Below are 12,073 nucleotides of genomic sequence, written 5' to 3'. Positions count from 1 at the left end.
GTGACAAGGGAGAGTTAGTTTTGAATAAACAAAAAATTGTGATCATTGGTGCAGGGATTGTTGGGGCGTGTATGGCCTATCATCTAGCCAAACGAAATCAAGATGTAACGGTTATTGAACGGCACTCAGCCGCGGCGCGTGAAGTCACAGAAAAATCATTTGCCTGGATACATACGACGCATAGAGTGGCTCCTGAATACTGGCATTTGTACGATGCAGCTGTGGAAGAATATCACACACTTCAGCAAGAGTTGTCCGAACTGAAAATTCATTGGCATGGCGCGCTAACTTGGGACACTCCGCCTCTAAGGGAGCAACACTTTCAAAAATTAAACCGGGAGCAGCTTGAGGCATTGGAGCCCAATCTGAAGGAATATCCGGATGAAGCCATGTTTGTCAGCGAAGAAGGTGCGGTGGACCCTATTGCGGTAACGGAGCTGTTGTTGAGCAAAGCGCAAGAGTACGGAGCAAAGATTCAGTTCGACACCAACGTTACACAGCTGAAGCAAGAGGGTTCCCATCTGGTTGGTGTTCATACATCCAAGGGTTTTGTGGAGTCGGATGTTGTGGTATTGGCTGCAGGAACAGGTACACCCGAACTTTGTAACCCGTTAGGTTGTCACGTGCCAATAACTTCGTCACCTTCGATTCTGATTCGGATGAAAACTGCTAATAAACGGATACACACATTAATCTCCAATGCGCAATTTGAAGCGCGTCAACTGACAGATTATACGCTGCTGGCTGCGGAAGATTATATCGACGAGTCGGAGGAAAACGGACCACAGGCGGTCGGTAAGCGAGCTTACGACACATTGCGTCGCAGTCTCAAGCACGGTAATCAATTGGAACTGGAGAGCATAAAGGTTGGATGGAGACCCATGCCTGAAGACGGTTATCCGATTGTGGGCTTCCATGATCACATGAATGGACTTTATCTGACGGTAATGCATTCTGCAATTACGCTGGCGCCGCTGATTGCGAATCTGGCTGCAAGTGAAATTATTGATGGCAAATCAAGAAATGAATTAGACCCTTGTCGCCTCTCACGGTTCTAGAATCACCACACAACGAAAAGGACATCGCTCAAGTGGCAATTTCCTTTTCGTTGTGTTTATTTGTTGGAGTCTTCTACACTTCCCCAGTAGCCACCGGATTCTCCTCATAACTGTATCCGCAGCTGCTGGCGATTGGCAATTCCATGCTAGCTATTCATCTACATGTGAATCTCGCTAGCGGATTTGGCACCTTGACTTTCAAGCCAAGGGATCAGTTCAGTTGATAAATTGCGTTTTGCTGTGTCTAGTGGAGTCATTCCATCCCAGCTGGCTATCCAGTTCAGTTCTGCGCCTTGGTCAAGAAGGTACTCGGCTGCTTCTCTTTGTCCTCCATGGCAAGCACACCAGAAAGCAACGGTTACTGCATTGGGAGGAGAAGGGGAGATGCTTGTTCCCCAAGGATAACGTTCCGGGAGTTTGGCTCCTTTAAAATGTTCTTGTATGGCGTGAATATCTCCAAGGGCTGCCGCATGCCAAAGGGCAAAGATCGCGCCGCGCTCAACCAAGCGCCGTGCTGCATCCCATTGTGCAAAAGCAATAGCATCGTCCAGCGGCGTGCCACCGGCGATCACCGCGCCAGGCGTTTCAATGTCTGCGCCAGCATCAAGAAGGGCATCAAGCACTTGAACATCATTGGAGCTTGCAGCCCAATGCAAAGGTGTCTCGATGTTTGGACCGACAAAAGGAGCGTTCACTTCCGCACCAAACTTGGTCAATACTCGCACGGCATCCGCTCCATTAGGGAAGTGCCCCGGCCAATCCGTCACCACGTGCAGCAGCGTTCGAGAGATATTAGAGTCTGCATCTACGTTGTCAGGCTTTCTTTCCAATATTCTTATGTTTGCCAATCCCGGATTCTCTGCAAGCAGTTGCTCTAACGTTGGAATATCTCCAGTGTGAATGGCTTGAATAACGCTGACTGCAAGTTTTTCATCTTCGTGAATAAACTCCATGCGCCAATCTCCTTCCAGGCTTATATCCATATTCATGAAAGCATTTGAACTGCACATCTGGCATGATACTCTGCAAGCCCCCTAGCGAATTGCTGATCGGGGAATTGTCTGTGAAGCAGTTTCAATCCTCCTGATATCAAGGACAAGTGATGGCAAAATCGATAAAATGTCATCCGCTCCGGGTCGAGATCGTTATTTTTTAAGTAATGATAAAAGTCTCCAAATCGAAACTCCAGAAAGCTATGCTCATGTTCTAGATCGAAGAATCCTGCGCCCTCAATATCAATAAGGCATGGTTCCATAGCATGATCTATCCATATATGATCCGGACCTAACTCTCCATGAATGAAACTATAGAGATCTCTAGGTTGAATTGCTGCTTCCAATTCGTAAAGTTTCTCAAGCAACCTTTCGTCATTTTTCCTTATATCTGTCATGTGTTTGGATGCATAGGATAAGGCTGTTTCGGCATCTAACCGCTGAACTTGGTAGCAGGGCCCAGCCTTTTTGCTGTAATCGTTGGCGTTTCCATAAACGTTTCTTTGGATTCCATGCATATTAGACAACATATCCCTGATCCGTTGAAACAACTCATCCCGATCTTTGTGATTTCTATGCTGGAAAAGCGCTTCGGCTTTCTGTCCATCCACATACTCAACAAGAGCAAAATCATAAGAGTGCTGGTCTCTATCGTTATTTAGATCATACAAGATTGGTGTTCGAATTCCATGTTGAGCGAGAAAGCGAGTATTCAAAGAGAAAAGTTCGCTGCCATAGGAACTGTGGAAAGTGGGTTCATTCAAGATCTCTTCCTGAAAATAGTTGCTGGAAATATCCCAAACGTACAGCATACAAGTAAAACCATTCGTGCAGTCAATTTTGTAAATGACTTTTTGTGCACCTCCATGTATTCTTGCGCTCTGCGTTATGAGGTAACTGGCGCCAATTACATGTTGCACATAATCCTGTAATTCTTCACGAGTAAGATGGTTGTTGGACATCATCGACTTAAACTCCGTTTCAACTGTATTTTACCGGCCAGCAACCTAAATATATAGAACATTTTCCCAAAAATATAGACTGTTTCTTTTCGATCTGTTAAAGTGTTGATTAAGGTCTGTATATTCATATGTATATCAAAGCAAGGGGTCGGGTACTCACGTTAGTGGGTGATCCGGCCCCTATTTTGCATGCAAGTTGACTCTCTATTGACTAATATATGACCAATGATTTTAAGAAGCTGGGAAGCCATCTTACATTTCAATGAACATCTTTTATTATGGAACAAGGCATTTATTAAAATAATGGATATTCGCCATATAACTATGCAAAGGAAGGAGGTACTTCACTCCTATCGATTCCCCCTCGTTCCATGCGTTAACGAATCTAGCACATCTTAAATGGTGGATTATGAAAGACTACAAGGTTTAACAAACCTCAGTAACGCTATTCATTAAAACAATATAACCCTAACGAAGGTCCGCATCGTTCGATGTGGGCCTCTATGTAGTCTATAAAAATGAAAAAGTACACCAACAAAAGATGAATCTAACTTGTCATGGTGTTTTATTTATCGCTATTTGACCCGTATAATTGATTAAAATGCACTTCATTCGGAAGGGGACATCATTCTTTGAACTATTATTTTCTGGAATCTCAATATCCACGTAGAGGGTTTATTAGTGGCGGAACAACCTTCACTCCCCAATTAGATATGAATTATTTGGCGATAGAGAATCCGTTGCCCGAGGGGACAACCGCAGAGGTTGAGTTAGTGCCTACGGTGCGTAACCTGAACGTAGATTATTTTGAGACGATCACAGGAACGAGACACGTATCAGATCGTTTTAAAATGCTATTGGAGGAAACGAAAACAAACACACAGTTTATTCCGACAACGGTGTGTTACCACGATGGTCGTTCGGTTGAAAAAACCTATTGGACTGCACATCAGCTTGATCGTTTGGATGTTTTTGATTATGAACGTTCGGAATATGGGCGCAAAGCGGTCATTGCTGCATCTGTACAACAGCCTCCACGTAAGATCGTCAAAGTTGTATCTCAAATCTGCCTTCATGAAGAGCGAATTGGCGAGCATGAATTTTTTATGCTGGATTACATAAATATCTTCAAACCTATTGTTTCAAAAGATTTTTACGAAGTATGCCGAAAACATAAGCTAAATCTGAACGTGACAGAAGTCGAAAATGAAAGCATCTAAAATGCTACATGAATATAATGAAAGCAAAGAGAAGCCCGCGCAAAACGTGGGCTCTTAGTCTTTATTTTTCCCCAGTAGCCACCGGACTTTCTTGTGTATTTTGCTTGGCGCGGGTCAGCTGACTTAGCTCCCTGATCTATGCATCAAGTTTTCCTTTAACGTATAATCCAATTGATATAGTCTTGTATCATTTCTTTGCTTCGTGTTCTATTTATCTTATCCGGCTCTAGATACAAATTGAGAGCCATCCCATTCATAAAGGCATACAGTTTTTCTTGTTCCTTCTCTTCATCGGTTGTACGCAGAAGACCTTCATTTTTCAAGTACATGATGCAGTTCTTGATTGCGTTTTGCAGGTCCTCATAATTGGCGTCGAACCCTTTTTGTGTTTTTCCATAGCTTACAAATGCAAACCAAACCTCCATTTCCAATAATGTTTGTTCATCCGTCGGGACTAGTTCGAGCAAGTATTCAACAATTCTTTCTTGAGGCGAAAGTTCTCTTGCATTCAGATTTTTTATTCGAGTAAGTACCTTTTCCTTAACTAACTCAATTGCAAACGCTAATAGACTCTCTTGTTTTGAAAAGTAATGTCTTAAAGCGCCTTGTGATAATCCGGCCTCCTTCGCAATCGTTCTTGACGTTGCATGATGAATGCCTTTCTCACTAATGATTTTCCAAGTAGCTTCAGCGATAATATTCTTCATCTTCTCATGGTCCACGATTTTTGGCATACACACAGAATATCATATTATTTAACTCAACTGAAATAAATAGACGATGAAGAAGGGATGTGCTAGAATTTATTTAACTCAACTGAATTAAAAAAAGAATGGGGCAAACGCAACATGCCACTCAAAGGAGTGCAATTGGAATGAATCAGCAATTCAAAGTAATGCTTCCAGCATGGGGAAAGGTAATCGGCTTATTATGTATGATCATTATATTTGCTGCTGTATTGTGGTTAGTGTGGACCGGAAATTTGAATATAAGGTACACGGCTGATCATGAGGAAGTGATTCCAATATGGCATAGTATGTTACCGGCATTCCTTGGTATTTTTCTAATCCATATGATTCCTTATCAAAGTCATGATTCCTCGATTTTCCAACAAATGGAGAAACATCACTTGTTCGTTCAATCGATTGTATTATTGCTGTCAGGCGTTTTATTTACGGTTTCTCTGATAACGATAGACCAGCAAGGATTACATTTCCAGCTATATTATTTGGCGTTCAAGTTAACGACATTAATGTTCACTCCGTTGATTTTATTTCTGATTTATCGCAAAATGGCTGGCGGGCATCAAGACATTATCTCGGTAAAACCTCGCACTCGCAGACACGTCATCGTACCACTAATCGTTATTTTGGTCTGGGGTTATCTAAAGTTCTATTCTCCAATTGCACAACCAGAAGGAGCAATCGTAGTAACCGATATGACAGAATTACTTCTCTTGGTGTTGATTGGTTTTATGATCAATAGCGTATTGGAGGAAGTTTTTTATCGGGTATGGCTGCAAACCCGATTGGAGACGTTGCTTGGAAGATGGCCCGCCATACTACTAGTTTCAATACTATGGTCCATTTGGCATGTCGCCATTCAAGGAAATGGTCATTGGGATATTGATGTGGCAACAGTAATTGCAAATCATGGGGTTACAGGTCTGTTTCTTGGTTATTTATGGGCCCGCTATCGTAAAATATGGGTGATTATCTTGATTCATGGACTCATGAATGCTTCTCCTCATTTTCTTTTGCAGATCCTGTTTCATTGAGCGGGAAAAGATCTTGTTGGATCAGTCTTCGCGTCCAACGATACCTCTATCTCTCCCGTATTCTCGGGTGACGCTCAGGCACTGAAAATACACCGCCCCAGGCATCAGCCTGCATGGCGGTGTATTTGTTTTTGAGATCCTGCAGACTTGTGATCCGTACCTACTCTTCCCCGATAGCCACCGGATTCCCCTCATAACTAATCCAGTAACTCCAGCTTCCGGAATACAACTTCACATTTGAGTATCCCGCTTTTTCCAGTGCAATCACGTGCGGACAGGTGATTAAGCCTGAACCGGAGTGCAGTAGTATTCCTGCGGCGGGTTCAGAAACATGAAATACATACATAATTTTCCTAAAACTTATTTCATTTGTTCAAATCTCTGAAGAAGGATCCTTAAGTTTGCTAGAAGTATTTTAGTTTTACATATCTTTCATATGACAAGTATGTTGACGTATTATTTATGCTTATAAGTTTATTCTTGATATTTATCTCTATTGTGTCATGTTTGTTTACAAAAAAAGATATTGTTGTAAATGTATTTATATGTTAGTGTTTATTCATGTTATAGAATATTACATAGCACAGAGGGGGAGCGTAATGTTTATTAACCGAACGATTAGGAAATTTGGAGTTTCAGTAGGGATTATAAGTATGTTTACATTTGCTCTACCTTCAGTGGGCTTTAGTATGCCGCTGCAACCAACAACCATCGATAAGGTAGAAGGTGATTATTATGTAACGTCTGCGATTGAGAACATTCGCTGGGGATCACTGCCTAATCGAGACAGCTCTCCGATTCTTACTGTAGCATCAGGAAGTGCTGTAACATTTGATACGGTATCGCATGAGGGACTGATCGAGGATCAAGGGAGAAATCCAGTGGAGTACTTCGGCAAATTCGGTATCTCACCCGATGGAGTGTTGGATGATGCGAAGGTCATTGCGGCTTCTGGCATTAAGCATCATTATGTAAAAGACGGACCTCATATTATCACTGGGCCAGTAGCGGTTGAGGGAGCGGAGCCAGGAGATGTTCTTAAAGTAGAAGTCCTTTCGTTGCAGACTCGAGTTCCGTATGGTGTCATTTCTAACCGCCATGGTAAAGGAGCCCTTCCTAACGAATTTCCAGAAAATACAGGCCCACAAGAGGGAGCTAGCGCAACAAAACCGGAATTATATAATAATGTATCTATATTTACGCCTATTGAAGAAATCAACGGCAATTGGTATGGAGTATTACCAACAAAAGCTGGCAAAAATGTACGTTTCCCAATTAACCCGTTTCTAGGTGTTATGGGGGTTGCGCCAAATACCAGTGAAGTTGTGAGTTCTATCCCACCTATTGAAACAGGAGGGAATATGGATATTAATGAGTTGGGTGTTGGTGCAACTATTTATTATCCGATTCAAGTTAAAGGAGGGCTATTCTATACTGGAGATCCACACTTTGCTCAAGGAGATGGAGAAGTAGCGTTAACTGCATTGGAAGCCTCCTTAAGGGGGACAGTTCGGTTAACGGTGTTAAAGAAAGGTGATCCATCACTACCACACAGTGGAGAATTCACGCAACCTTTTGCTGAAACAGAGGATTATTGGATTCCAATTGGACTGGACCCTGATTTGGATGAAGCCATGAAAGAATCAGTACGTGAATCGATTCAATTCTTATCTGATAAGCTTGATATGGATAGAAGTGTAGCTTATGCGTACCTATCGGCCGCAACGGATTATGAAGTATCTCAGGTCGTAGACCGAACAAAAGGGGTTCATGGACTCATTCGAAAAACCGATTTCCTTGAACATGTTGACGTTGCAATGAACGTAGGTGGTACGTTAATCAAACCGGTTGTTCATAACGATGAGTTCTACGTACCGATTCGAACAATTTCCGAGCTATTGGGCGGTACAGTAGTGTGGGATAATAAGACGCGTACAACGCAAATCCAATTAGGTACGAAAAATATAAGTGCTCAAATTGGTTCAGATGTGTATTCAATTAACGATAAACTAGTGTTCAATAGTAACGTACCAAAGCTTTTTAATGGCGAAACCGTAGTTCCGGTTTCTGTTATTAATGAAATACTAGGTGCTTATGTAAACTGGACGACGATCGACAAGACGTTAACAGCTAATGTATCGTTGAGTAAAAAGTAATAATAGATTTCATTATTCAACCGTGGTGGACAGTTGTCCATCACGGTTTTATTGTTATCATGAATCAAAAAAAGCTGCCACATGATGTCTACTTCTGTGTGCTTTTAAATACTTAAAGGGTTGTATTGTTGACTCGATGTTGACCAAAAAGAGAAAAATACATCGCCGGGGCAGATAAGCCACCTGGCGATGTATTCAACATCGATACACTGCTATACGTCTTTGTGCACTTCCGCATCCCCGGTAGCCACCGGATTCTCATCATAACTGATCCAGTCGCTCCAACTTCCAGAATACAACTTCACATTTGTATATCCCGCTTCTTCCAGTGCAATCACGTTCGGGCAGGCTGATACGCCGGAGCCGCAATACACGATAATCGCACCATCCTTGTCCAGCTTACTGAAACGCTCTTCTAACACCGCAGTATCTGTCCAACGTCCATCCCAATCCAACACATCTTTCCAAAAATAATTCACCGCACCCGGAATATGCCCAGCCTTGGCATCAATCGGTTCCTCCAGACCCGCATAACGGCGAGCATCACGGGAGTCGATTAACACGGAGCTGCCACTTGTCGAAGCCTGCTGAACATCCTCAACACTTGCCAGCATAGCTGGCTGTACGTTCACATCAAAGGAAGACGGGATCTGAACCGGCACATCCGTAGTCACCGGAAATTTGGCGTTTTTCCAAGCGGAGAAACCTTCGTCCATGATATACACTTGTTCATGACCGATATAGCGAAGCAGCCACCATAGCCGAGATGCATTCATCCCGCCTTGATCGTCATAAGCAACAATACGACTATTGGAGCCGATGCCAGCTTTGGACAGACGACTTGCGAGCACAGCCGGATCAGGAAGCGGGTGACGTCCTCCGTGCGCAGACACAGGAGAAGACAGATCTTTTTCCAAATCGAGATAGACAGCTCCTGGAATATGTCCAGCTTCATAGGCTTGTCTTCCAGCCTCCGGCTGACCGAGCAAGAATCGGCAATCTGCAATAACTACATCCGGTTCATACATTCTGGCGAGCAGCCAGCGCATGGATACAATATTTTTCATCAAAATACACCGCCTTATGAGAGTGGTAGAGTCGTTTATAACTATGCATTACGTATGAATACGTTATACCGTAGTAGGTTCAACAGGCCCTTTGCCAGCGATAGGAGCATCAGCAGGAATGGGTTGAGGTTTGGTTTTGCCATATCGAATGAAGATCCATACCCCGAATATAATGACGACCCCGGCAGACATCTGTAATGCACTGAGGGATTCGCCGAGCAGCATCCAGGCCAGTAATGAAGAGAATACGGGTTCCCCAAGTACGCCCATGGATACCGTCGTGGCATTCATATATTGAAGCAGCCAGTTGAAAAGATAATGTCCGAAGATTGTCGGCACAATGGCGAGCAGCAGGAAGATTCCCCACTCTGACGCAGCGTAACCCCCGAACGGGTGGCCCATAATCAGATTATATACCGCCAGCGTGCAAGCAGCTACGAAGAAAACCCAGAAGTTATACGAAAATGCACTAAGTCCCGCTCGCAAAAATTGACCCAGCAGCATATGAACGGCGACTGCGATTGTGCCAAGTAAAGACAGGACATCACCTTGCAGGGCAGTACCTGCCAACTGGAAATCTCCTGCGCCAATGACGATTGATCCAAGCAGGGCGATGCCCATGCCGATGATCATCATGCGGTTAATTTTGGCTTTGAACAGCCATACCGAACCGGCAAGAATCAGTATAGGCTCCAGCGCGAGAATAACTGTGGAACTGGCAACACTGGTGAGCCGTAGCGAACCCATCCAGAGCAGAAAATGAAGGGCCAGCATCACACCGGATGCAAGTAGCAAGCCCCACTGCCGTAAGCTCAGGCGTATCATCTCATGTCTGTATTTCCAGACAAAAGGGAGCATTAGCAGATTGGTCAGAAATAGACGGTACATGGCAATGACCGCAACATCTGCGGTAGACCAGCGTACAAAGATCGAAGAGAATGAAATGGCGATAATGCCGACAAAGAATAACAGATAGATGGATCTGCCGGCACGGTTCAAGCTTGTCATGGGTGTAGCTCCTTCTTGAAGTCTGATAGCGTAAATCACTTCATTATACAGGAGAAGACAACCGCAGGAAAGATAAAGAGAACGAAGAGATAAGTAGATTGTAACCGGGCTTGTAACTATTCTGTCATTCTCCCGATCCATTTTTCTATTAATCTTCTATATAGAGACATGAAACGAGATAATATACCAATAATCGGGAAAAAATGAAAGTAAGGAAGTGGCATGACAGTGAGAGTTCAACAAGAGAGAGCGGGAGAGCGTGGCAGTATTCCGCCTAGCACAAGTCGCACGAAAACACATAAACGAAGAAAAATCCGGTATGGAAGGGTAATCATAGCTCTAATGCTCTTGGTACTGTTCGTTACCGGTATTACATATGTATTCTTTGGCATGACGCATTGGATCAAAAGCGTTGTGGCGCCGCCTCCGATCACTGTAATCGAACAGCCGGCCAAGCTCGGCATGATACAAGTTACTCCGGATGCGAAGGAGGAGCCGGCACGGTTTCAGGGCCAGGTTCGCAAATTGGCATACATAACGTTTGATGATGGGCCAACTGAATATACGGAACAACTGCTGGATATATTGAAGCAGCATGAGGCGAAAGCTACCTTTTTTATGATCGGACGTCAGTTGAATCAGCATCCAGAAGCAGTCAAACGGCTGTTGAAGGAAGGCAGTTATCCTGGACTTCACAGCATGACGCATAACTATAAAAAGCTGTATAAGAGCGGCAACTCGGCAAACTTTGTGAAAGAGTTCAAGAAAGAGCAGAAGATGGTGCAGGACCTGATTGGTTTTACACCTCATCTTATTCGTGCACCTTATGGCAGCAGTCCACAGATCGGTGAAAAGTTCAGAGGTGACATTGCGGCGGCCGGATTCAAAATGTGGGACTGGACGACAGATTCACTCGATTGGAATCTTCCAGGTCAGCCGGACAAGATTGTGGCCCGGGTGAGCAAAAGTGTACATCGGGATAAGGAAGTGATTCTGATGCATGAGCGGGAGCAGACGGTTCAGGCTTTACCACGCATTCTGAAGTTACTCGAAGATCGGGGTTACGAGTTCGAAGTATACGATCCGGATGCACACTGGGTAGCCAATTTTAGCGGAGATACCCGCTTGTAATATAACAACAAGATGATGCAAGAGAGGAAGGACTTTGGTGCTAACGAGTAAAAAAGTGGCGCTTGCGGCAGTTAGTGTATTGCTAATTCTGTTGGCGAGTGGTTGTGGAGATCCGCAGGAGCCTGCGGCAAATCAGGTAAACCAATTGGTGCTCAGCGGTCAGGAGATCGATCAGAGTTTGAACAAACTGACCAATCACGAGCAGGAAGATATGAAGTTATACAAGTCTATTTTAGACAAAGGCAAGAACAAAAACAGTGATCTCGAAGCACTGCTGGATCAGGCAGCAGATCATATCCATGAACGAAGAACGTTGTTGAAACAGGCGGAAGAGGCCATGAAACAGACCAACGAGAAGACGGTGGCCCTGCGCGGTTCATTGAAAGAACTATCATTTGAAAAAGAAGAAACGTTGGCACAGGCTGAAAAGGTGCTGGATCAATATGAAGCAAGAGCACGTGCGTTGGAAAACTTTGTTGCTTCGTATCAGTTGAGTCTGAGTGCCGATGAGCAGTTGTATGATCTGATGAGAGAAAGTGCAGAACCTAATCTGGTTAAGATTAAGCGAGCCATTCGGGTACGGAATAGCGAATATGCGAAGCTTGCTGAATTCCGAAAGCAATTTAACCTCCAGACCAAAGCGTTTAACGGAGCCAATGCCAAACTGGTACAGATGGATCAGGCCAGCTGAGCAGAGGATCT

General features: G+C 44.0%; 11 protein-coding genes. 6 read left to right on the top strand and 5 right to left on the bottom strand.

Annotation, left to right across the window (positions count from 1 at the left end; all coding sequences use genetic code 11):
* Positions 1–20 precede the first annotated feature (20 nt).
* Positions 21–1,058: an NAD(P)/FAD-dependent oxidoreductase gene (locus EL84_RS28245; protein WP_047843860.1), complete on the top strand. Its 1,038-nt coding sequence runs from the start codon at positions 21–23 to the stop codon at positions 1,056–1,058.
* Between the two features lie 158 nt (positions 1,059–1,216).
* Here EL84_RS28245 and EL84_RS28240 read toward each other — a convergent pair whose 3' ends face one another.
* Complete coding sequence (locus EL84_RS28240) at positions 1,217–2,011, bottom strand: ankyrin repeat domain-containing protein (protein WP_047843859.1); 795 nt, start codon at positions 2,009–2,011, stop codon at positions 1,217–1,219.
* 32 nt (positions 2,012–2,043) lie between these two features.
* The gene (locus tag EL84_RS28235) at positions 2,044–3,015 is read right to left on the bottom strand and encodes a phosphotransferase (RefSeq protein WP_082219148.1); all 972 of its coding nucleotides are present in this window, start codon (positions 3,013–3,015) and stop codon (positions 2,044–2,046) included.
* A 629-nt stretch (positions 3,016–3,644) separates the two neighbouring features.
* On the opposite strand from EL84_RS28235, the gene EL84_RS28230 reads away from it, so the two are divergent.
* Positions 3,645–4,232 (top strand): imm11 family protein, encoded by a 588-nt coding sequence (locus tag EL84_RS28230; RefSeq protein WP_047843858.1) that lies wholly within the window; start codon positions 3,645–3,647, stop codon positions 4,230–4,232.
* 155 nt (positions 4,233–4,387) lie between these two features.
* Here EL84_RS28230 and EL84_RS28225 read toward each other — a convergent pair whose 3' ends face one another.
* Positions 4,388–4,966, bottom strand: coding sequence for a TetR/AcrR family transcriptional regulator (locus EL84_RS28225; protein WP_047843857.1), 579 nt, complete (start codon positions 4,964–4,966; stop codon positions 4,388–4,390).
* A 140-nt stretch (positions 4,967–5,106) separates the two neighbouring features.
* On the opposite strand from EL84_RS28225, the gene EL84_RS28220 reads away from it, so the two are divergent.
* Positions 5,107–6,009 (top strand): CPBP family intramembrane glutamic endopeptidase, encoded by a 903-nt coding sequence (locus EL84_RS28220; protein ID WP_047843856.1) that lies wholly within the window; start codon positions 5,107–5,109, stop codon positions 6,007–6,009.
* Positions 6,010–6,608: 599 nt separating this feature from the next.
* Positions 6,609–8,165 carry an acetamidase/formamidase family protein gene (locus EL84_RS28210; protein ID WP_053061634.1) on the top strand — a complete coding sequence of 519 codons (1,557 nt, stop codon included), beginning with the start codon at positions 6,609–6,611 and terminating at the stop codon, positions 8,163–8,165.
* A gap of 212 nt (positions 8,166–8,377) precedes the next feature.
* On the opposite strand, the gene EL84_RS28205 is transcribed toward EL84_RS28210, so the two are convergent.
* Together EL84_RS28205 and EL84_RS28200 are read right to left on the bottom strand one after the other, a co-directional pair.
* Positions 8,378–9,232, bottom strand: a complete 855-nt coding sequence (locus EL84_RS28205) for a sulfurtransferase (protein WP_047843854.1) — start codon at positions 9,230–9,232, stop codon at positions 8,378–8,380.
* Positions 9,233–9,295: 63 nt separating this feature from the next.
* The gene (locus tag EL84_RS28200) at positions 9,296–10,240 is read right to left on the bottom strand and encodes a DMT family transporter (protein ID WP_047843853.1); all 945 of its coding nucleotides are present in this window, start codon (positions 10,238–10,240) and stop codon (positions 9,296–9,298) included.
* Positions 10,241–10,468: 228 nt separating this feature from the next.
* On the opposite strand from EL84_RS28200, the gene EL84_RS28195 reads away from it, so the two are divergent.
* Together EL84_RS28195 and EL84_RS28190 are read left to right on the top strand one after the other, a co-directional pair.
* Entirely contained in the window at positions 10,469–11,371 is a 903-nt protein-coding gene (locus tag EL84_RS28195; RefSeq protein WP_235431597.1) for a polysaccharide deacetylase family protein, read from the top strand.
* A gap of 37 nt (positions 11,372–11,408) precedes the next feature.
* Positions 11,409–12,062, top strand: coding sequence for a YkyA family protein (locus EL84_RS28190; protein WP_047843851.1), 654 nt, complete (start codon positions 11,409–11,411; stop codon positions 12,060–12,062).
* The last annotated feature ends 11 nt before the right edge of the window (positions 12,063–12,073 follow it).

The sequence above is a fragment of the Paenibacillus sp. VT-400 genome, assembly GCF_001029205.1.
Taxonomy (GTDB): Bacteria; Bacillota; Bacilli; order Paenibacillales; family Paenibacillaceae; genus Paenibacillus; species Paenibacillus amylolyticus.
The sequence above is the reverse complement of the archived record's forward strand: the minus strand, read 5'-3'. Positions and strand labels throughout refer to the sequence as shown.

Bases quoted from the DNA above. Each gene is read 5' to 3' on its own strand.
- EL84_RS28240 (WP_047843859.1), bottom strand. From the start codon at position 2,011: ATGGAGTTTATTCACGAAGATGAAAAACTTGCAGTCAGCGTTATTCAA.
- EL84_RS28235 (WP_082219148.1), bottom strand. From the start codon at position 3,015: ATGATGTCCAACAACCATCTTACTCGTGAAGAATTACAGGATTATGTG.
- EL84_RS28225 (WP_047843857.1), bottom strand. From the start codon at position 4,966: ATGCCAAAAATCGTGGACCATGAGAAGATGAAGAATATTATCGCTGAA.
- EL84_RS28220 (WP_047843856.1), top strand. From the start codon at position 5,107: ATGAATCAGCAATTCAAAGTAATGCTTCCAGCATGGGGAAAGGTAATC.
- EL84_RS28210 (WP_053061634.1), top strand. From the start codon at position 6,609: ATGTTTATTAACCGAACGATTAGGAAATTTGGAGTTTCAGTAGGGATT.
- EL84_RS28205 (WP_047843854.1), bottom strand. From the start codon at position 9,232: ATGAAAAATATTGTATCCATGCGCTGGCTGCTCGCCAGAATGTATGAA.
- EL84_RS28200 (WP_047843853.1), bottom strand. From the start codon at position 10,240: ATGACAAGCTTGAACCGTGCCGGCAGATCCATCTATCTGTTATTCTTT.